The sequence below is a fragment of the Caldicellulosiruptoraceae bacterium PP1 genome, from assembly GCA_041320695.1.
In the GTDB taxonomy this organism is placed as follows: domain Bacteria; phylum Bacillota; class Thermoanaerobacteria; order Caldicellulosiruptorales; family Caldicellulosiruptoraceae; genus JBGGOQ01.
Genome location: JBGGOQ010000002.1, coordinates 286416 through 308813, shown reverse-complemented (window position 1 = coordinate 308813; position 22398 = coordinate 286416). Strand labels below are relative to the sequence as shown.

The 22398-nt window shown below is 29.5% G+C and carries 23 protein-coding genes; 7 read left to right on the top strand and 16 right to left on the bottom strand.

Annotated features, from left to right (window positions below):
* Positions 1 to 85 precede the first annotated feature (85 nt).
* The 4 genes from ACAG39_05030 to glmM form a co-directional block, all read right to left on the bottom strand.
* On the bottom strand, positions 86 to 655 hold the full coding sequence (locus ACAG39_05030; GenBank protein ID MEZ0536601.1) for a flavodoxin domain-containing protein: 570 nt from the start codon (positions 653 to 655) through the stop codon (positions 86 to 88).
* Positions 656 to 726: 71 nt separating this feature from the next.
* Positions 727 to 1281: a plasmid pRiA4b ORF-3 family protein gene (locus ACAG39_05025; protein MEZ0536600.1), complete on the bottom strand. Its 555-nt coding sequence runs from the start codon at positions 1279 to 1281 to the stop codon at positions 727 to 729.
* A 1017-nt stretch (positions 1282 to 2298) separates the two neighbouring features.
* Positions 2299 to 4134 (bottom strand): glutamine--fructose-6-phosphate transaminase (isomerizing), encoded by a 1836-nt coding sequence (gene glmS / locus ACAG39_05020; protein ID MEZ0536599.1) that lies wholly within the window; start codon positions 4132 to 4134, stop codon positions 2299 to 2301.
* Between the two features lie 202 nt (positions 4135 to 4336).
* Positions 4337 to 5686 (bottom strand): phosphoglucosamine mutase, encoded by a 1350-nt coding sequence (gene glmM / locus ACAG39_05015; GenBank protein ID MEZ0536598.1) that lies wholly within the window; start codon positions 5684 to 5686, stop codon positions 4337 to 4339.
* Between the two features lie 178 nt (positions 5687 to 5864).
* Here glmM and ACAG39_05010 point away from each other — a divergent pair, with 178 nt between their 5' ends.
* The 3 genes from ACAG39_05010 to ACAG39_05000 are packed head-to-tail and all read left to right on the top strand — an operon-like array spanning position 5865 to position 7590.
* Positions 5865 to 6176 (top strand): DUF5658 family protein, encoded by a 312-nt coding sequence (locus tag ACAG39_05010; protein ID MEZ0536597.1) that lies wholly within the window; start codon positions 5865 to 5867, stop codon positions 6174 to 6176.
* Between the two features lie 55 nt (positions 6177 to 6231).
* Positions 6232 to 6852, top strand: a complete 621-nt coding sequence (locus ACAG39_05005) for a DUF4004 family protein (GenBank protein MEZ0536596.1) — start codon at positions 6232 to 6234, stop codon at positions 6850 to 6852.
* 15 nt (positions 6853 to 6867) lie between these two features.
* Positions 6868 to 7590, top strand: a complete 723-nt coding sequence (locus ACAG39_05000; protein ID MEZ0536595.1) for a polymer-forming cytoskeletal protein — start codon at positions 6868 to 6870, stop codon at positions 7588 to 7590.
* Here the strand turns inward: ACAG39_05000 and rimI are convergent.
* The 10 genes from rimI to ACAG39_04950 form a co-directional block, all read right to left on the bottom strand.
* A complete protein-coding gene (gene rimI / locus ACAG39_04995) occupies positions 7587 to 8009 on the bottom strand; it encodes a ribosomal protein S18-alanine N-acetyltransferase (protein MEZ0536594.1) in 423 nt (140 codons plus the stop codon). The two genes, ACAG39_05000 and rimI, sit on opposite strands and share 4 nt — an antisense overlap.
* A gap of 8 nt (positions 8010 to 8017) precedes the next feature.
* Complete coding sequence (gene tsaB / locus ACAG39_04990) at positions 8018 to 8686, bottom strand: tRNA (adenosine(37)-N6)-threonylcarbamoyltransferase complex dimerization subunit type 1 TsaB (GenBank protein ID MEZ0536593.1); 669 nt, start codon at positions 8684 to 8686, stop codon at positions 8018 to 8020.
* Positions 8686 to 9132 carry a tRNA (adenosine(37)-N6)-threonylcarbamoyltransferase complex ATPase subunit type 1 TsaE gene (gene tsaE / locus ACAG39_04985; protein ID MEZ0536592.1) on the bottom strand — a complete coding sequence of 149 codons (447 nt, stop codon included), beginning with the start codon at positions 9130 to 9132 and terminating at the stop codon, positions 8686 to 8688. Before tsaE ends, tsaB begins: the two co-directional genes overlap by 1 nt.
* A 3-nt stretch (positions 9133 to 9135) precedes the next feature.
* Positions 9136 to 10305: an amidohydrolase gene (locus ACAG39_04980; protein ID MEZ0536591.1), complete on the bottom strand. Its 1170-nt coding sequence runs from the start codon at positions 10303 to 10305 to the stop codon at positions 9136 to 9138.
* Positions 10306 to 10328: 23 nt separating this feature from the next.
* Positions 10329 to 11768: a hypothetical protein gene (locus ACAG39_04975; GenBank protein ID MEZ0536590.1), complete on the bottom strand. Its 1440-nt coding sequence runs from the start codon at positions 11766 to 11768 to the stop codon at positions 10329 to 10331.
* Positions 11769 to 11801: 33 nt separating this feature from the next.
* Entirely contained in the window at positions 11802 to 12569 is a 768-nt protein-coding gene (folE2, locus tag ACAG39_04970) for a GTP cyclohydrolase FolE2 (GenBank protein ID MEZ0536589.1), read from the bottom strand.
* Positions 12566 to 12928: a 6-carboxytetrahydropterin synthase QueD gene (queD, locus tag ACAG39_04965; protein ID MEZ0536588.1), complete on the bottom strand. Its 363-nt coding sequence runs from the start codon at positions 12926 to 12928 to the stop codon at positions 12566 to 12568. The genes folE2 and queD overlap by 4 nt, the downstream gene beginning before the upstream one ends.
* Before the next feature lie 106 nt (positions 12929 to 13034).
* Positions 13035 to 13859: a signal peptide peptidase SppA gene (sppA, locus tag ACAG39_04960; protein MEZ0536587.1), complete on the bottom strand. Its 825-nt coding sequence runs from the start codon at positions 13857 to 13859 to the stop codon at positions 13035 to 13037.
* A gap of 16 nt (positions 13860 to 13875) precedes the next feature.
* Entirely contained in the window at positions 13876 to 14313 is a 438-nt protein-coding gene (locus ACAG39_04955) for an ATP-binding protein (GenBank protein MEZ0536586.1), read from the bottom strand.
* A 91-nt stretch (positions 14314 to 14404) separates the two neighbouring features.
* On the bottom strand, positions 14405 to 14845 hold the full coding sequence (locus tag ACAG39_04950) for a nucleoside deaminase (protein ID MEZ0536585.1): 441 nt from the start codon (positions 14843 to 14845) through the stop codon (positions 14405 to 14407).
* Between the two features lie 134 nt (positions 14846 to 14979).
* Between ACAG39_04950 and ACAG39_04945 the strand changes: the two genes are divergently transcribed.
* From ACAG39_04945 to ACAG39_04935, 3 genes are all read left to right on the top strand, one after another.
* Positions 14980 to 16323: a hypothetical protein gene (locus ACAG39_04945; protein ID MEZ0536584.1), complete on the top strand. Its 1344-nt coding sequence runs from the start codon at positions 14980 to 14982 to the stop codon at positions 16321 to 16323.
* A gap of 71 nt (positions 16324 to 16394) precedes the next feature.
* Positions 16395 to 17252, top strand: a complete 858-nt coding sequence (locus ACAG39_04940; protein MEZ0536583.1) for a divergent polysaccharide deacetylase family protein — start codon at positions 16395 to 16397, stop codon at positions 17250 to 17252.
* 35 nt (positions 17253 to 17287) lie between these two features.
* The gene (locus ACAG39_04935) at positions 17288 to 19510 is read left to right on the top strand and encodes a hypothetical protein (GenBank protein MEZ0536582.1); all 2223 of its coding nucleotides are present in this window, start codon (positions 17288 to 17290) and stop codon (positions 19508 to 19510) included.
* A gap of 47 nt (positions 19511 to 19557) precedes the next feature.
* Here the strand turns inward: ACAG39_04935 and spoVG are convergent, their stop codons facing one another.
* Together spoVG and purR are read right to left on the bottom strand one after the other, a co-directional pair.
* Positions 19558 to 19824, bottom strand: coding sequence for a septation regulator SpoVG (gene spoVG, locus ACAG39_04930; protein MEZ0536581.1), 267 nt, complete (start codon positions 19822 to 19824; stop codon positions 19558 to 19560).
* 143 nt (positions 19825 to 19967) lie between these two features.
* The gene (gene purR, locus ACAG39_04925) at positions 19968 to 20792 is read right to left on the bottom strand and encodes a pur operon repressor (protein ID MEZ0536580.1); all 825 of its coding nucleotides are present in this window, start codon (positions 20790 to 20792) and stop codon (positions 19968 to 19970) included.
* Between the two features lie 195 nt (positions 20793 to 20987).
* Between purR and murC the strand changes: the two genes are divergently transcribed.
* Entirely contained in the window at positions 20988 to 22373 is a 1386-nt protein-coding gene (gene murC, locus ACAG39_04920) for a UDP-N-acetylmuramate--L-alanine ligase (GenBank protein MEZ0536579.1), read from the top strand.
* The last annotated feature ends 25 nt before the right edge of the window (positions 22374 to 22398 follow it).

Sequence of the window (22398 nt, the reverse complement as noted above, 5' to 3'; positions counted from 1 at the left end):
CAAATACCCCCTATAAATTTGCTTAATAACTATTGTATCACACTTTAATAATATACAATGCAATATTTGTAAAATTAATAAATGCCTAAGATTCTCTTCTTAGCCCTGGACTTCTACTTTTTATTGATTCAATAATCGGATTTATTGATTTTTTATTTGTCCAGTCAACAGGATGTTTATAGCATATAAGCATTCCTTTTTCATCGTCAGTAAGTTCATCAGGTTTTTTATGCTCAATTTTTTTCTTTAGAAGATACATTAAAACCTTATCAATTGGATTTAACTTTTTATAATTGAAGCCACCCCGCAAGTGAAAGAAATAGACTTTTTCCTTCATTTCTTCAGTAAAATTATTATTTTTAATATCATTTATTGCTTCAGGATGTGCGGGAGACGCACCTACAGAGAATACTATCACTTTTTTATCTTTCATTCTGTCGAAGTTCTTTTTTATGAGTGAGATACCCAAAATACCAGTAGCATACAGTGAACCGCCATAAACAATTGTATCATATTTGAGTATGTCGTTTAGTGTAATTTTAGACCTTTCAAATAAATCCGCCTTGACTTCATCTGCAATCCACTGTGCATAGCGTTGTGCGCTGCCATATTTTGATTTATAAATAACAACTACTTTATTAATGTTATCTGACATGTTATTTTTCCCCCTATTTTATCACCTTATCTCCTCCATACAAAGTCCGATAAAATATGTTCTATATGCTTTTACTTTATCATCTTCAACATATTATTGACTTCATCTATGCTGAATTCTTCAGGGTCAAAAGAACCCCCCACCCATTCAAGCATGGATTCATGCTCTGGATGCTGCGGGTCTTGAATTGCTTCAAGAAAGTCCTCATATCCCCACGGCCCACCTACATCTTCAGGAGGACAGTTTCTTTTACCACCGATACATACTGGATATTTAATACCTTCTTCTGGGGCAAGCACCTTCTCAACAACAATGTCATGTCTCCAGTCATCACCAAAATCGTAAACATATCTGAATTTATCCTTTGGCGCAAAGTTCATGCTGCTTAACTTTACCCTTTTTGCACTTTTTACTTCATATCTGTCGTAAAAGTCCCAGTCATCATCTTTTTCCCCAATAATCATTTCTCCTAGCCTGAACTCATAAAGGTGGGATTCAAACCATCCCATCGCATACTGGATTATCCTGTGGAGTTTATAAAACGTGATATCGTCTCTAACCAATACCCTTCTCCAGACAGGAGGCTTTACGTCTTTTAATGTTATCTTCAATTGAAGAATTTTCATACCCTCACGACTCCTTTTACTTGTATTGATGCATTTCTATTTTATCATTTCTCTATATTCTGCAAAAGTAAAAATAATATCCTATTATCATTATACATTAATATTTATTTATCCAAATACCTTACTATAAATATCTCCTTCTATTTTTTAATATCCATGCTCTAAATCCTGATAATAAATTCCCGTTATAACTTCAATTTTATTTTGATAAAATTTTGCTACTTATGAAACAAGCATTCTGCATTTGTAATTCTTAATCTTTAATTCTATTTTCATACCACTTTATAACCTTTCAATGGCATAACTTCATTATTCCAGGACCAACTTTATTATTACAGAACCGACTTTATTGTTTTAGAATCAACTTTATTATCACGGAGCAAACTTTATTATTTATTGATTTTTCCTTATTCCTTATCCCCAAAAATCCTTACCCCTAACTATGTATATTTAAAATAAACTCCGCTCCAGCCCTCACACCCTCAACCCCTTATCCCTTCTCACCTTGAACCTATTTCCCTATTTCTTTCCAGATAATAAAGTCCGCTCTAAAATCTCATATTTTTATCCCATTTATTAACACTTTTTCCTTAATCCTTGTAATAATTTTTAAAATAAAGTTGGTTCTTTTTAGGAGCAAGTTGAAAGAAAAATAGGGATAAGTTTCATGGGATAAGGGTTAAGGTATGTGCATCCTTCAGTGCATCTTATCAATTAATATATCAATATTTCCTTCAATACAGTAATCAATACTATCCTCAATCCCTTTAAAATCAATAGTTTGAAGGCTTTAATCATCACAACATTCTAATCAAAATTCTAATAAAGAATCTAATTTCTTAACCCTTACACCTTAGCCCTACCTACCCTAAAAAACAAAAGCCCCGCAGCAAATCAGGAGTTATCCTGCATCTGCTACGAGGTTTTGGAATGAACTTTATTATCATAGAGTCAACTTTATTATCATGGAGTGGAGTTTATTGTGTATATACAACCGTCCCCATTGGCTCATTGGTTTTACTCTACAGTTACGCTTTTTGCTAAGTTTCTTGGTTTGTCTACATCGCAGCCCCTGAATACTGCTGTGTAATAAGCAAAAAGCTGCAATGGTATAACAGTTAAAACTGGTGCAATCTCTGGTTCTGTTTTAGGGATATATAAAACATAATCTGATACCTTTTCTATCTCTGTGTTTCCTTCAAGTGCTACTGACATTACAACGGCACCACGAGATTTAACCTCTTTTATATTGCTTATCATCTTATCAAATAGTGCTTCTTGTGTTGCTAATGCTAAAACAAATGTCCCTTTCTCAATTAAAGCAATTGTTCCATGTTTTAATTCGCCTGCTGCATAGGCTTCAGAATGTATATATGAAATCTCTTTGAGTTTTAAAGATCCTTCCATAGCAACTGCAAAATCAAGCCCTCTTCCTAAATAAAAGATATCCTTTGCATTGAAGTTTTCTGAAGCATATTTTTGTATATTTTCTTTATGAGTAAGTATATTTTCAATCTTTTCAGGAATGCTTCTAATCTCTCTACTAAGCCTAATAAATTGGTCATCTGATATTCTTTCAAGCTTCTTAGCAAAGTCCAGAGCTATCAGATATAAGCAAATTAGCTGGGTTGTATATGCCTTTGTTGAGGCAACTGCAATTTCAGGACCTGCCCATGTATAAAGGCAGTCATCAACCTCTCTTGCTATAGATGAACCTACAACATTAACTATCCCAAGTGTTCTTGAACCTCTTATTTTAGCCTCTCTCATTGCAACTAATGTATCTATTGTTTCACCGGATTGAGAAATAACAATTGTTAATGTATTCTTATCAATTATTGGATCTCTATATCTAAACTCACTTGCTATATCAACCTCAACAGGAATTCGGGTTAGTTTTTCAATTACATATTTACCAACAATACCAGCATGATAAGCAGTTCCACAAGCAACTATAAATATTTTATTGATATTCTTCAAATCATCTGCTGTTATCTTAATTCCATCAAGGTTGATATCAAAGCCTTCTTCTGGTAACCTTCCAGTTAATGTATCTTTAACAGCTTTTGGCTGCTCCATAATTTCTTTTATCATAAAGTGCTCATAGCCGCCTTTTTCAGCTGATGAAATATCCCATGTTACATGGAATACCTCTTTATTTATTGTTTCTCTTTCGGTGTTTATTATTTCGACACCATCTTTTTTAAGTATTGCTATTTCATTTTCTTCAAGAATGTATATATCTCTCGTGTATTCAAGGATTGCAGGAATATCTGATGCAATAAAATTCTCACCTTGACCAAGTCCTACAATAAGTGGGCTATCCTTTCTTGCTGCAAGCATCATATCAGGATTATCAAGGCTTAAAACTCCAAGTGCATATGAACCTTGAATTTTTTCAAGTGTTTTAATAAATGCTTCAATAATATCTCCTTTATAATAGTATTCAATTAAATGAGCAACAACCTCTGTATCTGTATCAGAAGTAAATTCAAAACCTTTTTTGATAAGATATTCTTTTAGTTTAAGATAGTTTTCAATGATACCATTGTGTACAATTGCAATTCTGCCATTCTGGCTTGTATGTGGGTGTGAGTTTTCATCAGATGGTTCACCATGTGTTGCCCATCTTGTATGTCCAATACCAATGTTACCAGAAATAGTGCTTTTTTTTACCTTCTCTTCAAGAACAGAAAGCCTTCCTTTAGTTTTAATTATATTTATATTCTCATTATTTTTATCTATAACAGCAACACCTGCTGAATCGTATCCTCTATATTCAAGCCTTTTTAAACCATTTATCAAAATAGAGATACAATCTCTATCTCCAATATAGCCTACAATGCCACACATATATATAATCCTCCTAAAATCTAAATATCTATGCAAACTGCCTATGCCTTTGTCTTTGGGTTACCCCAAAAGCTTTGTAGCATAGACTTTCGAATAAAGCTATTTGGCTTTATCCGCCGAGGTATCCGCCGATAACTCGATTAGCCTCGGTCCTCGTCAACCTACTGTATTTGTAGGTTCAGGCGCTTTTGTAAGAAAGACTTTATGATAGTCTTTCTTCTATTAGCAATGCAAGATTTGAAGCATCATTTGTTATTTCTTCAAGGTTTTCTCCCTCAATCATTACTCTTACAAGTGGCTCTGTACCAGATGGTCTTATTAAAACTCTACCTTTCCCGCTGTATTTATTTTCAAGGTCAGAAATAAAATTCTTTATTTTAATATCATTTATATAGTCATTCTTTCTCTCATTTGATACTTTTGCATTTTTGAGAACTTGAGGAAATACTTTCATGATTTTTGAGAGTTCGGATAACTTTTGGCCACTTTCTTTTATTAATTTAGCAAGATGTAGTGATGTTAAAATACCATCTCCAGTTGTTGTGTGACTTAATAGGATAATATGCCCTGATTGCTCTCCACCAACAACAAAATTACCATCAAGCATCTTCTCTAAAACATATCTATCTCCTACTTTAGTTACTTCAAGGTTTATATCAAGTTCTTTTGCTGCAACAAAAAGTCCTAAGTTACTCATAACTGTAACAACCAATGTATCACTTGATAATTTCCCTTGTTTTTTGAGATTGTTTGCAATCAAAAGCATTATTTTGTCGCCATCAACAACCTCACCATTTTCATCAACAGCCAAGCATCTATCAGCATCACCGTCAAAGGCAATACCAAAATCAGCTTGATGTTTTAAGACTTCTTCCTGAAGATGTTCCAAATGTGTAGACCCACAGTTTTTGTTAATATTTATACCATTTGGATTATCAGAAAGAACAACAACATCAGCACCAAGCTCTCTAAAAATTTCAGGTGCAATCTTATACGAAGCACCATTTGCGCAATCAAGAACTATCTTTGTCCCAACTAAATTAAGTCCATCAACAGTCGACTTTAAAAATCTCTTATAATCCTCTTTCAAATCGATTGTTTGAATTTTACCAATCATATTATTCTCTGGTTTTGGGATAACATCAAACCTATTATTTAGTATAATATCCTCAATCTCCATTTCTGTAGCATCTGAAAGTTTAAATCCATCAGAGTTAAAAAACTTAATTCCATTAAATTCATAAGGATTATGTGACGCTGAAATCATAACCCCAGCATCAAATCCTTTTTCACGAGTTAGATATGCAATAGCCGGTGTTGTTGTTACCCCAACAAGATAAACATCTGCACCAACAGAAGATAACCCTGCTGCTAATGAAGACTCAAGCATATCACAAGAAAGCCTTGTGTCCTTCCCTATTATTATCTTTGGTTTCTTGTGTACCTTTGTTAAAACATATGCACCTGCACGCCCAAGGTTAAACGCAAGCTCACAAGTAAGCTCTTGGTTTGCAATTCCTCTAACGCCATCAGTGCCAAACAATCTTTTCATTATATGCCCCCTTCCTTCTTTAAACTTACTAAAATATTATATAACTTAAAAGGCTTTATAACAATTATAATTTTGAAAGTAATTACTAATTTATCAATACATATTTATTTTATTCAATATTGTTTTAAATAGTTTATATTTCATTATTTTTGCAATTATATTAATGAGGTGATTATTTTTGAGTATTCAAAAAATTAAATATTTTTTATTAATCCTTTCTCTTTATTTATTAAATTTCATTGATGCTATTTTTACCTATATTGGTATAAAATACTCTTTTATATACGAAGCAAATCCTATAATGAGATTTCTCATAGTCAAAAATCCTTTATATTTTTTAATATTCAAGGTATTTTTTGTAATGATGTGTTTAAGTCTTATTTTTATATATATCTCAAAATATAAATATTTGATAATTGCTGTTAATATTATTTTACTTCAATACAGTTTAGTAGTTATAAAACACATACTTATATTCCAAAATTTATAGAATTATTGTTTACAGTGTAACATTGTTATGTTACAATAATATTGAGGTGGCAAAAATGAACGAAGAACTTATTTCAAAAAAGGAACTATTAGAGATAACAAAGATATCATATGGACAGCTTTATCGTTGGAAAAGGAAAAAGCTTATTCCTGAGGAATGGTTTATTAGAAAATCTACATTTACAGGACAAGAAACATTTTTCCCAAAAGATAAGATAATAGACAGGATAAATAAAATCAAAAATATGAAAGATGACCTGTCCCTTGACCAATTAGCTGATGTATTCTCTGAAAATATAGTTATAAGAGAGCTTACTCTAGACAGTTTAATAACCCATAACATTGTTTCGTCAAGAACATTTAATTTTCTGAAGATGTTCTGGGGTGAAAAGCAATTATTATCGTTCACTGAGATTATATGCTCTTATATTATTGACAGTTTACTTATTAACAGTGAAATCACATTAGAAGAAGCAAAGCTTATAATTGACACATTAAATCCTAGTTCTGATGAAAATTTTGTTGGAACATACAAAATTTTAAGTATTGTGAGAAAATTTGGTATATCATTTATTGTCCTTGGTTGTGAAAATACATTGTTTGATAAAGAGGCTAAGATTATTGCTTCTATTGATATTGAAAAGTGTATTGAAGAATTAAAACTGAAAAAAATATAGAAAGGGAGATTTTTTATGAGTGAAAATGAAAGATATAACGTAGTTATTAATGGTGCTGGCCAAATTGCAGGAGGAAATTATAGCAATGTAGAGATTAACGGCGCTGGAAATGGAAACGGAAATATTAACTGTACTACATTAGAATGTAATGGAGTTATTAATCATCAAGGTGATGTTCATGCTCAAAGTATTGAAATAAATGGAACTGCTAACTTTAACGGCTTTGTAAAAACAGATAGTATTGAGGTAAATGGCACATGCTCTATATCAAATGATCTAAATACTGATAATTTTGAAATCAATGGTACACTTAATATACTTGGTAATGTTGATGCTAATAATGTTGAAATTAATGGCTTTGTTAGCACAAAGGGTGATTTCAGTGCTGATAACTTTGAGGTCAAAGGCAGCTTTAACATAGATGGGCTCCTCAATGCTGAGAATATTTCAATAAAGGTTTTCAGAAAATGTTCTGTTAGAGAAATCGGATGCACAAGTATATATGTAAAGGGTGTAAAAATTCCATTATTATCAAATTTAATCAGGTCTTTTGATTCAAGGCTTGATGTAAACAGCATAGAAGGTGATGTTATTCATCTTGAAAATACCACCTGTAAGATTGTACGTGGCAGGAATATAGAAATTGGGCCAAATTGTGAGATTGAAATAGTTGAATATACAGATTCATTAGCTATAGATCCCTCTTCTGTTGTAAATACTCAATCAAAAGTTTCTTAGCCTAAATAAAGCCACATAATTACAGCATCTTCGGTTGGGTTTTTGTAGTAGTTTTTTCTGATACCAGCCTCCTTAAAGCCAAAACTTTTATATAGATTTTGAGCTACAATATTACTTTTTCTTACCTCGAGAGTTAGTGCAACAATATCATTCTCTTTCGCATACTTTAAAATATGCAAAAGCAGTTCTTTACCAATACCCTTGCCTCTAAAATCTGGATTCACGGCTATGTTTGTTATGTGTCCTTCGTTTAGAATATGATACATTCCAACATAGCCTATCACTTTACCAGATTCTTCATAAACAAAGTAATGAGCAAGCTCATTTTCGAGTTCATCCTCAAAAAGAGTCTTGCTCCATGGTTCTGAAAAAGATAAGACTTCAATTTCATAAACTTCATCTATATCATTATGGGTCATTCTTCTAATCAAATGCTTTTCTCCTTTTCTGCATATGATTTTTTAAGATACAATGGATTTAAATCAAAATGAGAAATTGACTTCCCTTCATTATATAGTTCAAAGGCTTTAATACATACATTTGAGGCTTTTTGATATCTTATAAATTCGGGAACTTTATTAAGATTTTCGAACATGTAAACATCAATACCCTCACCAATAAGAACATAGTCTTTATATTTTTCAGTAAACTTATTTATCTCCTCAATACTGTATATACCAACATTTTCATATGTTTTTAGTGCATCATCTTCAAATCTATACACAGCAGAAAAAAGCATATTAGATTTTGCATCAATTACTGGTATTATATATTTATTTGTACCAAAAGCATTATAGCATAATGCTTCTAATGAATTTACACCAATGCACTTTTTATCTTTAGCATATGAGAATGCTTTTATAGTAGAAACCCCTATTCTAAGACCTGTGAAAGATCCAGGACCTATTGAACATGCAAAAATATCTATATCATCTATTGATAACCCTGGATTTTTTAAAGATGTATCTATCAAATCCATAAGCATAACTGAATGAACAAGCTTTGTATTAAGTGTAACTTCTGAAATAATCTTAAGATTATCTGATACAGCAACAGAAGCTACTTTTCCAGATGTCTCAATTCCAAGAATAAGCATTAAAAAATCACGTCCTTAAAATGCATATATTTGTTTCCAATAGGTATTATCTCTATCTCTCTATCATTATTTTCCAATATATTTATATATATTTTAAGGCACTCTCTTGGATATAGCCTTTTTAATTTATCTGCCCATTCTATTATAGTAATACCATCATCGTAGAAAAACTCTTCATATCCAATATCCTCTAATTCATTCTCTTCAATTCTGTAAACATCAAAATGGAATATTGGTAGTGAATTACCATAATATATATGAAAAATAGTAAAAGTAGGGCTAGATACATCATCTACACCAAAAGCTTTTGAAATTCCAAGTGTCAAAGCTGTTTTGCCAGCACCTAGTTCACCATCTAAGCACACTATTGACCCTCTTTTTAGATTTTGCCCTATAATGTTACCAATTTCAATAGTTCTTTCATACGAATTTGAAACAATTTTCATATTTTATCCCTCTTTTTTAAAAGCAATTTGCCCATCAATAATAACATATTCTACATTTGAAAATAGATCAAAGGGATGTCCATCCATTATCACAATATCTGCGTCTTTCCCAACTTTGATACTTCCAACTCTATCAGCTACCTTTAGAATTTTTGCTGGATTTATTGTTATTGCCTTTAATGCTTCATATTCATCCATACCACTTTTTACAGCCAATGCAGCACATAATGGCAAGTACTTTAGTGGTATTACAGGATGATCTGTCATTATTGCAACCAATAATCCGTTTTGTGATAATATACCAGGATTTTTAAAGTCAAGATTTTTAAGTTCTATCTTTGATCTATCAGTAAGATTAGGTCCTACAATACATGGATAGCCTTCTTCTTTTAGTTCATCAACAATAAGATGGCCTTCAGTAACATGGTCTAATGTAAGATCCAAATTAAATTCCTTAGCAATTCTAATTGCAGTAAATATATCATCACTTCTATGTGCATGAGCTTTAAGTGGTATTTCTCTTTTTAAAACAGGAATAAGGCTTTGATTTTTTATATCAAAATCTGGTGGTTGAGTATCTTCATCTTTTTCAGCTTCTTCAATTTTCTCTAAGTATTCTTTAGCTTTGTATAATGCATCACGCAAAATAGCTGCTGTTGCCATTCTTGTAGAAGGAGCTTGATGCTTTTCATGATATACGCTTTTTGGGTTCTCGCCAAAAGCTATCTTCATTGCTGCTGGACTTTTTACAACCATTTTATCAATTCTCTTGCCAAATGTTTTTATAACAGCAAATTGCCCACCAATAACATTTGCACTTCCAGGACCAGTAGCAGAGCATGTTACACCAGCCTCTAATGCCTCCTTAAATGCCCTATCAAATGGGTTTATACCATCAATTGCTCTTAGATGAGGAGTAACAGGGTCTGTATCTTCATTTCCGTCAGCTCCCTCAAAACCTATAGAATCTTCCCACATTCCAAGATGAGAATGAGCATCTATAAACCCTGGAAATACCATTTTACCTTTTGCATCAATTATATATTGTGCTTGTGTATTTTTAATCTCTCCAACTTCAACTATCTTACCATCTTCAATGTATATGTCTCCATTTTCAATTATACCCATATCATCCATAGTATATATCTTGGCATTCTTTATAAGTATATCCATTCTCGTCATTCCTTTCTTTAGTTCTAATTAATATTAAGCATATAGTTAAGATTAAACTTGGGCGTTAAGACCAGGTTCGCATCAATATTTTGCTCATATAAATATACCTTTCCATAATCTTTTGCTATCTTATATTTTTCCTCAAAGCCTTGAGCTTTTATCATATCTATATACTTATTAACATTTTCAATTTTTTCAATCTTTCTCAAAAATTCAGGCTTAAACCCTAAATTATATTGCATTATTAAAACTATACCACTTTTTTTATCAAATACTATATTCATTTTACCATTTAAAATATCAATATTCCCAATAGATAATTTATATAAAACCTCGTGAGTTGTATCTTGTGTTGTTCTATAATTTCGGCCATCAATATATTTACCTGTTATTACTTTAAAAACTTGCTCTGCTTTATCATTAAGTGTTCTTATATCATTTATTTTATCAGTAATTCCAACTGTTTTTTTTAGTTTTGCATCAATACTTAAAATATTTCCATATCCATCAAGTTCAATTTTTATTTGATTATTGTTTGAATTATCTTCATATTTATACCAAGAAGAGGCAAATTTAAGTTTGTTTTTTGAATAATATATTTGATTATGTTTGTTTGATAAAAGATTTAAAATCTTTTCAATTTTCAATTCTACACCTTTTAATGAACTCTTTGCTTGTGCATATTTAATATAGCTGTTATATGTTGAAAGATTTATCTCCTTATTCTGCTTTACCTTTGGGAATACTTGTTTAGAAGTATATTCATAATATATATTAGGATAACCCAAAATATTATTAAGCGTTGTTAGCTTTATTTCAGAATCAGTATCTATCACTGGAAAAATGCTTATGTTATTCAGAAGAATATCTCTTTCATTTCCCTTCTTCACTCCATCATTAAATGTAACATACTTAAACCAATTTATCTCAAAATTAATTAAATCACCATTATCTTTATTAAATATAACATGAGCCCAATTGTCTAAAACCTTTTTATCAGACTCTATTCTAACAAAATTGCATTTTATATTATTATTAGTTTCTTCAACATAAATGTCTACATTGCCTTTAGTGTATGGGGCCAACTTATATAACCACCTAAACCCTTCCCTTTTAGCATCCCTTACTGTGAATCTTGATAATTTATTTGCCTGAGCTGTTTTATTAAAATAAACAATCTGCTTGTTTTCTTTAAGATATACCTCGTAATATGTATCATTTATATCAAAGTTATACTTATATAAATAGCTTTGATCAGGCAATAAATTAATTGCTATCTTTAGATTAGAAATATTTTCTTTTTTCACCCTAAAAACCTTTTCAATATATGAAAGATAATCATCCTGAGAAATAACCTTTGGGGTAAACAATGTTTTAAATAATGCAGTAATTAAAATGAGTAAAATTAAAAGAATACCAACACTTATATAAAATCTTTTGTAATTTATCTTATATTTTTTCATAAATTCGGTGAATTATCACCATTCCCCCCTTTTTTACTCATTTTCTCCTTCACAATAAGCAAATGCATTATGGTTATGGATGCTTTCAATACTTTCAACAGACACTTTATAATAACTTATTTTAGGATGACCTTTAAGCCTTAAAACCACCTCTCGTGTTACATCTTCTACAAATCTTGGATTTGTATAGGCCTTTTCTGTCACCCATTTTTCATCAGGTCTTTTTAATATGGAATATAAAGGACAGCTGGCTGAATCTTCTGCAATCGAAACAATTTCTTCTATCCACATAAATCTTTTCATTTTGACTTCAATAGTTACAAAAGCCCTTTGATTATGAGCACCGTATTCAGATATCTCTTTAGAGCAAGGACATAATGTGTGGACAGGAACAACAACTCCTACCTTTAAATCAAATTTATCATTTTTTACTGCATCAAAGTAACAGTCAACCTTAAGGGGTGATGGTGTTTGAGTCACTGGTGTTGTTTTATATATAAAATATGGAAACTCAATAAAAATATGAGCTTCATTCGAAATTAGCTTTTCTTTTATTCTATCTAAAAGCCTTTCTATCTGCTTTGGATTTACAATATCAATTTCATCAATAGCTTCAATAAATCTACTCATATGAGTTCCTCTTAATTCTTCTGACAATTGAGCAGATACTGATATCTTAGCGATTGTTTTTTGATACTTATTTTGCTTATCCATAACAGTAATTGGCCATACAAGTTCTTTTATACCAACTTTTTGCAAAGGAATGTTTCTTTGATCTTTTTGAGATTGAATATCCTTCAATATGCTTCACCTCTATATAACACACCACTATCTTCTGTTTCCCATACCTCAATTTGGTATAGTGTTCTATCATTATTATTTATTTTATCAAATAGCTTGTCCCATATCCACATAGCTATATTTTCTGCTGTTGGATTAGGTATAATATCATTTAAATAGGAATGATCTAAAACTTTTATAACTTCTTCATTAACAAGCTTTTTAAGTTCAACAAAGTCCATTACCATTCCCTCTTCATCAGGTATACCTGAAATTGAAATAACCAGTTTATATGTGTGTCCATGCAATTTTTCACATTTGCCATGATATTTTGTTAGATTATGAGCAGCATCAAACTTAAAAATCTTTGTCAAAATCAACTTTCAAATCTACTCCTTTTATTCAATTTACTTAAATTATAATGTTTGTAAAAATTAAAGTCAAAAAATAAAAAGGTAGCTAATTTAAGCTACCAAATTATCCATATTATGTTCCTAATATCTGTTCAATCAAAGTTTTCTTGGTGGTATATTCCTTAATTTTTACACTTCCAGATATATTAAGAATACTTTTTGCTTTATCTATAGCATCATAAAGATTCCCAATTTCATCAACCAATTTGTATTCAACTGCTTTTTTACCTGTTATAATTCTTCCGTCAGCAATCTTTTTTAACTGGCTTTTTGGTATTTTACGCTCTTTTGATACAATATCCACAAAGTATTCATATGTTTCATTAACTGTATCTTGTAGTAGTTTTATTTCATCTTGTGTAGGCTTTCTTGATGGTGATCCAATATCTTTGTATTTACCGCTTTTTATTGTGTGATTATTAATACCATATTTATCGTAAAGGTCTGAATAATCATTCCATTCTATAATAGAACCAATACTACCAGTCATTGTTGATGGAAGTGCGTATATGTAATCTCCAGCACAAGCAATCATATAACCTCCTGATGCTGCAACGTCACCCATTGAAACAATAACCTTCTTACCTGCTTTCTTAAGCTTTACTACCTCTTCATAAATTTCTTCACTAGCCGGTGATGAACCTCCAGGACTATTAATTCTTAAAATAATAACTTTTGTAGAGTCTTTTTGTGCTTCTCTGAGTTGTTTCATTATAGTTTCTGAACCAACAGCAGAAGAACCAAAAAGACTTACTGAGCTTTCTCCTCCTACTATTTGTCCATCAATTCGAATAATACCTATTGGAGAATAAGTTGAAGATGTTTTATTCATACATCCAGTAAAGGCAAATAAAAAGAAAATAGATAAAATAAATGCTATTATCCTTTTTATGTTCAAATATTTAACCTCCTATTTATACATGAGATAGGGCTTTTAGAGCTACTATCTTATTCCCTTTTCTATTTTGCTTTACAGTCTCACATAAAGAGTTTACAATCATAAGGCCTCTACCGTTTTCAAATATATTTTCTATTCTATCTTCATACTCAATAGGTGTGTAATCTTTATAAACAGACTCTATTTCAAAACCATTACCTTCATCCTCAACTATAATATAACTTAGCTTACTATAGTGAACTCCAACTTTAACCTTAACATGTTTTTGGGGGTCTTTTTTATTACCATGAATTATTGCGTTTATAATAAGTTCGTTTATTATCAACTTATAATCTAAAAGTTGTTCTTCTGAAAGTTTAATCTCTCTCTTTAAAAAAGTCATTATTTCCTGTTCGGCTACCGGCAAATTGTGAAGGTCACTTGTAAGGTTAATCGTGAGGAACTTATGGCTCATTTATTATCATTCTCTCTTTCTTAAAATTTCAATAGACCTCATAAATCCTTTATAATTATTTTATACCCTCAACCACAACATAAAAACAAGACTATCTCTTCTTTTTAAAAAAGTTTTTTATAATTTGGCAGCATTCATATTCCATTATCCCTCCTATTACTTCCACCTTATGGTTAAAGCTCTTATCATAAGGTAGCTTAAAAATAGATTCTGCAGCCCCAATTTTAAAGTCCCGGCATCCAAAATATAGCCTTTCTATCTTGCTTAAAATAATTGCAGACATGCACATAGGACATGGCTCTAAGGTTACTACCATCTCGCAACCACGGAGGTCTTTTAAATTCAGTATTCTTGCTGCCTCAATAATAGCTAAAATTTCAGCATGGTATATACTATTTTCACTGCTGTTTTTCTGAATTGTTATAACTTTTTTATCTTTCAGAACTGCTGCCGCTACTGGTATATCATCTGAATCCTTTACATAATTTATTAGCCTTTCCATTACATTATATATATATATCATTTCGTTCATTTTTTCCTCATCAAATATTTATAATATTTTAGTAAAATGTTTGTGCATAATTCATAATTATATGTTTATATTTTTTTTGCAATCAAATAATAGTATAATAAAAATAACAATTCAAAGTGATGGTGAAATTTTACATGGAAGAAAAATCAATGACAATAAAGCTAAATCAATTTATAATAAAGTATTTAATGCTTTGTTCTGTAACTGCTTTAATATATCCTCTTTTTATTTTCTTTAGTTATTATATTATATCTATTGATGTAACAAAATACTTTATTCCATTTGTTGTGCTTAATTTCTTTATTATTTTAATTCCACAGATGATAAAAAATAGGATATCTGGTTTTTTGGAAAAGATATTAAATATTATATTTATAATAATAATACCACAGGCATTTTCGCTATTTGTATTTAAACCTCTTGGTGTTGCTGAAATGGTTCTTTCCCAGTTATTAGCTTTAGGTATATATATTTTTTCTTACCTTAAACTTGAATCAGAAGAATATGACATAAACTTTAACCTAATATTTTCTGGATTAATTTTTATGGTATTCTTTAGTATCCTATCATGGCTAGTAAAAGTTCCAAAAAATATATATGAACAGTACACCATATTTTCTCTTTTATTTATTATTATTACCATTTTTGTTTCAAATAAAATTCATCTTGATACAATCGCTAATAAAAAATACAGAAGGCTAAATTCAGTTTCAAATAATATCACTTATATAAACATTATTATTGATATTGCATTTTTAGTAGCTGTTCTTTTACTGTTTAAGTTTAGATACCTTGCACCATATATTGCAAATTTCATATATCAAGTGTTTATATTTACTTTAAATATTATAAAAAAAATAATATTGTTTATATCTTCTCTTTTTGCACACAATAACAGCGATAAACATTTAGAGGCTGCAAAAAATACATTAATCATTGATAAATCATACAAAAAAAGTCTTCTTGCCTTAATACTTGACATTTTAGGTTATATTATTGGAATTTTGGTAATGTCGTTTTTATTATATAAGTTTATAACTTCACTAAAAGGTATATTGCTATCATTATATGAAAGAATACTTCAGTATTTATCTTCATTTTCTAATAATATAACAATATATGATCATGGGCAAAACTATACTGATACAAAAAGTTTTATATTCTTATCTCCCAAAAAAAGAAGAAAGAGAAATAAAAGAAAAATAAATGATATTAGAGATATAAACAAATTAAAAGATAACAATACAAAACTAAGGTTTATTTTCAAACGAATTATTGAATTTTACTGGGTTAATGGGAATCATAACTTTAAGTTGTCTAACACACCTAATGAAATGATTAATCAAATAATTAAAGGTGAATTGATTTATGATAAAATTCTAAAAGATTTAGGTAATGATTATTCGCTTGTAAGATATAAGAATAACAATATTGATAATATTGATAAATATATAGAACTTTATAAAAATCTTAAATAAATATACTTCTTGAATATATTTCAATTAAAATAAATATCTTTTTATTAGAGTAATTTTATTGAGGTAATACCTTGAAAAAAACATTTCTTGTGGTAATAAAAAAAGCACAAATAGCAAGGTTTTTTATACCTGCATTAGCTCTTTTTTGTATTTTAGTTTTACTGTTTGTATATTTTTTTTATAATCCTGCAAGTTCGGTTGAAACCTCAGTAAAACAAACGGTTAGAAACAAATACTATGTTGCATTGGTATTTGATGATGCGGGTATGGATGAAAATGAGGTAAAAAAACTTCTTGATCTAAAAATACCTTTTGATGTTGCCATAATACCTTTCTTGCCATTTTCAAATAAAATTGCCCTTATGTGCCATAATTCCAACAAAGAAGTTTTAATACATTTTTCTATGGAGCCTGAAACAGGAGATGCTTCTTGGCTCGCTCCAAGAAGTATAATGGATAAAACACCTGATGATGAAATTGAGAAAACATTTAAAGATGCACTTGTTAATATTCCTTATGCAAAAGGTTTTAATAATCATATGGGCTCGCTTTTATGCAAAAATAAAAGAATTGTGAATAAGTTAGTGACTCTTGCTAAGGATTCTTTGTTGTTTGTTTTAGATAGCAAAACTACTCCAAAATCATTATTTGAACCAATATGCAAAGAACATAAAGTTAGCTATATAGGAAGAGACATCTTTTTAGATAACAAAAATGAGGTATTATCAATAAAATCACAGCTAAATTTACTGAAAAATACAGCAAAGAAAAAAGGGTACGCAGTTGGAATAGGCCATTTAGGACCAGAAGGTGGTATTACAACAATTACTGCAGTCTCTGAAATGATTGATGAAATGAAAAAAGAAGGAATTGAATTTGTATTTGTTTCGGATATAATAAAGATTAAAGAAACAAGCGAGGCAAAATAGCCTCGCTAATACTTTTAATAAAGGGGGTAAAAAACATGAGAAAAATATTCGTAAGTATACTATTTATTATATTATTGCTTTCAAATTCGTTAACTGCTTTTTCTTCTTTAGATAATGAATTTGAATCTTCATCATTTGAGTTAAAAGTTTCAAATGATAAAATAAACATCTATTCTTCAAAGAACTTAGTTGGAGTTATTAATCCCCCAGTTATTAATGACTTAGGGATAGAAAAGGTTGAAGATAAAATATCAATACCTTTTTTTACAAATAATCTATTTAATTGGAATATAGAAGTAAGTGATCCAAGTGATATTGAAATCAATAGGAATAGTTCAAGCCAAGTATTAAATTTAAAGTTCAAATCAGACAAAACGTATTATAAACTTTCATCACCACTTATTAAAATAAAAGACAATAATGATACTATAAAAATTAATTTTAAATATAATATACAAACTCAAAAGAATTCAAAAGGAATACCTCAAGCAGAATCTGACACAATTATTGTTAATTTTTTTGATAACCAAAAAAGGATTTTGGGAATATCTAGGGAGATATTTAATATCCATAAACAAAATACTTGGTCATTATTCCAGACATATATTACAATGCCTACAAATGTGCAATTTTTGCAAATACAAATTCTCAAAACAAGTTCAGATTTGTTATCTGCAAGTTTTTCTGATTTTGTTGTTTTACCAATTAGCTATTCTAAACAACAATTTAAACTAGTAGATTTAAAAGAAGAGTTTGATACAGTCTTTCAAGAATTTTCGAATGGTAATGAAATTGTAAAAAGAACAACAAAATTATCACCAATAAATAATATAATAACTGTTGAAGAAGAAAATATTTTTACAAAAGATACTCAAATATATAAGCAATATACCTCTTTAGACATCTACTCTAAGCCAAAATACATTATGAACAGAGATTCTAAAATATATAAAATAAATCAGCCATCATACGTTATTGACAGTCTCACTCCATTTTATTTTGGTTCAAGTGATTTATCAGTTGGATATACAGATAATTACGAATCATATGAAGTTTATAATCAGCAAAATACAGCCAAATTGAAATTTTATTTAGTTCATCCTGATGATGTTAAATATTTTGTCATTGGTAGAAATAGAGAACATATTTACACGTTAACCCAACTATATAAAAAAGGTGCAATAGTAAAAAATAGATTTACTATTACTCCACCTAATTTTAGTGTATTTGTTACAAAATCATTTGCACCAAATAAATATAAAGCTGCACTATTAATTACTAATCATTCCGATTCAAATATGACTTCAATATTAAAAGCAATGATGTTTGGAACCACCGATACAAAAAGCCCATTTTATAAGAAAAAAGGGTTTATAGGTTACAAAATTCCAGCTACATGGGGATTCTTTTATAAGTCGGTAAAAGGTATTGATGGGTTTGATAATCCAGAATACAGAAAAATTATTGAAGAAATGAGTAAGAATAATATCGAAGTTGTTTTGCATACTGCATCACCTGTGTCTAAAGAAAATACAAAAGAGTTAATTGAAAAAGCACTTGCAGGAACAAAATATCTAAATATTAATGATTGGATAGATCATAGTATAGCAGATGGAACAAGATGTGCCGATCTAAAAAGTGAAGGAAGTATAAAATCTTCTACAAATTATTCTTTTAATATATTTTTGAAATATGGTTATAAATATTGTTGGTCATATAATGATGAGCATTTAGATTCATTAAATATGTTGCAACCCAATAATTATTCTTATCATCCTCAGATTATCTTTAAAAACTATAATTTTGGTGAAGGTGATTCTTTATATCAATGGGATAGCTATAGACCTAGAAATTTAATAAAGGAAGTAACACAACAGAGTTTAGAAAAACTGATTGATGAAAATGGAATAAGTATATTGCATGATTATTTTACTCATCCAATGCAGAAAAACAAATTCTTTTTTGGTAAAAATAAAAATGTTTACCTTACAAAAGAATTTGATAATATGTTATCTATGTTAGCTGAATATAGAAATAAAGGACTGGTTTGGATACCGACTGTCAGAGAATTTGGAGATTATCAAGAATTATTAAAAAATATTTATATATACCCATATAATAAAAATCTATTTATTGTAGATAATCATAATAACGTACAAGTTAAAGATTTTACCTTTATTATATATAAAGAAAATAAAGAATTAAAAAGGGAAATATACAATGTACAACCTGGAATGAACTATATACTAATACAATAAAAAACTAAAAGGTTTCTATGAAGTTACATAGAAACCTTTATTATTCTTTATTCACCAGTGCTAAGAACAGCTTCGTATTTTTCTAAAACAGCTTTTTGAACAATTTCTCTTGTTTCTTGATTAATAGGATGAGCAATATCTTTAAATTCCCCTTCTGGTGTCTTTCTACTTGGCATAGCAATAAATAGACCATTTTGCCCCTCAATTACCTTGATATCGTGCACAACAAAACAATTGTCAAAGGTTACAGATACCACTGCTCTCATTTTACCATCATTAGAAAGCCTTCTTATTCTAACATCAGTCACTTGCATATGTTCATCCTCCATGCTAAATTCTGTATTTTTATTTTTTATTATTCAACATTTTTCTAATATTTCCTTTGACAATTTTAACAAATTTATTCATTGTATTTATATATAATGCATAATTTTAGAGGTTTCGACAAATATATCTTTTAATTTCCCAATATTTCATTATTTACTTTAAAACTTAATATCTTATTTTCAACATCAAATTGATCAAGTAATAAAAGAGGTTTACAATTATCTATATTTTTTTCTTTTGTTTTTCCTGTAGAAATTAAAACACCAACACCAATTAGTTCAGATTCAAATTCATTCATTAGGTCTTTCATGCCTTTAACAGTTCCGCCACCACGCATAAAATCATCAATAAATAATACTTTTGAAGCTTTTTTTACAGCTCTTTTGGCAATTGTCATTGTTTCAATTTTGCCTGTTGTTCCTGATACATAATAAATATTTACAGTCGAACCTTCTGTAAGTTTGCTACCACTCCTCGCAACAACTAATGGCTTATTCATTATTGATGATACAGAAGATGCTAAAGCAATACCTTTTGCTTCAACCGTGGCAATATAATCTATCTCAAAATCTGCAAAAAGCTTTAAAAAAACTTTTGCTGCTTTCTTAAGAATTTCTGGATTATACACTATGTCATTTATATAAATGAAACCACCTGGAACTATTCTTTCAGGATTTGATAACATATTACATAACTCATTTAAAAAAGCCTTAACTTCATTACTGCTAATATCTGGTACAAAATATACTCCTCCTGCAGCACCACTTATTGTCACAATCTTCCCCAAGTTTAAATCTAAGAAAACTTTAGATAAAAAATCTATATCCTCACTTAATGTAGATTTTGCACATCCAAGTCTGTCACAGAAAAAATTAAAATTATATATTTTAAAAGGGTTTTGTGTTAAAATACTTGATAAAAAAGCAATGCGTTCACTTTTTCCTATTTTATCCATAACAATTCAACTTTTGCCTCCTCAATAAAATATTGATTTATTTCAAAAAATTTCATCCTATTTATTATAGCATAAATCCGAATAAATAAAACAAAAAAAAATATTTTGTTCGGTTTAACTATAATTTTTTTAACAAATATTTAAAATAGAAGTATAATAATAAGTGTAAAACTTCATGAGGAGGATAATATTTTTATGAATCATTACTTTTTAATAGGTATAGGCGGAGTTTCGATGAGTGCAATAGCGTTAATACTTAAAAATCAAGGTCATAAAGTTTCTGGTTCTGATATAAAACAAAGTGAAACAATAAATAAATTATTAGATAAAGGTGTTAATGTATATATTGGTCATAAAGAAGAAAACATATCTGGTGATGAGATTGTAATTTATACTGCTGCAATAAAAGACGATAATCCTGAACTAATCAAGGCTAAAAGCTTAGGTCTTAAGATATATGAAAGAGCAGAATTTTTAGGAAAACTTATGACTAGTTTCAGAAATGTAATAAATATTGCTGGAACGCATGGCAAAACTACTACTACATCTATGATTGGTTTTATTTTGAAAAAAGCTAATTTACTACCTACTATTTTAGTAGGAGCTGATGTTGAACAATTAGGAGGTAATTACCTTATTGGTTCGAATAAATATCTTGTAGCTGAAGCATGCGAATATGTCGATAGTTTCTTGAAATTTAAGCCAACAATAGGAGTTATTTTGAATATCGACAATGACCATTTAGATTACTTTAAGGATATTGAACATATTAAAAAATCCTTCAATAGTTTTGCCAGATTACTTCCACATGATGGATTTTTAGTTGTTAATGCTGATGATAAAAATACTATTGATTCTTTAGATAATGTTACATGCAAAGTATTCTCATATTCAACTAATAGCAAATACGCTGACTTTTATGCTGATAATCTATCAGTAGGACTTAAAGGCTATACCTTTGATATTTACCACAATGGTTTATTTTTAGCTCATGTCGAATTAAGTATTCCAGGTATTCATAATGTCTCAAATGCATTAGCTGCGTTTGCTGTATGTTACTTATTAGGTATTGATGCCAAAATAATAGCATATTCATTATATGAATTTAATGGTGCAAAAAGGCGAATAGAATTTAAAGGAACTGTTAATGGTGCCATAATTTATGATGATTACGCTCATCATCCAACTGAGATTATTACAACATTAAAAACATTAAAAGAGATTTGTAAAGGTAGACTTATTGCTGTTTTTCAACCGCATACTTATACCAGACTTAAAAATCTATTGCTTGATTTCGCTAACTCACTAAAGTTAGCAGATGTAGTTATATTAACTGATGTTTATGCCGCAAGAGAAAAAAATATTTATAATATTTCTTCAGTAGATCTACTTGGAAAATTGAAAGATATAAATGTAGACTGTGTTTTTATATCCAAATTTGAAGATATCGCGAACTTTTTATTAGATGAATTAAAACAAAATGATATAATTGTCACAATAGGTGCTGGTAATGTAAATCAAGTAATTTCAATTTTGTTTGAAGAAACAGATAAAAAAGCTCAAAACCTTGTGAAAGCATAAAATAAAGCCTTCGGTGGTTACCGAA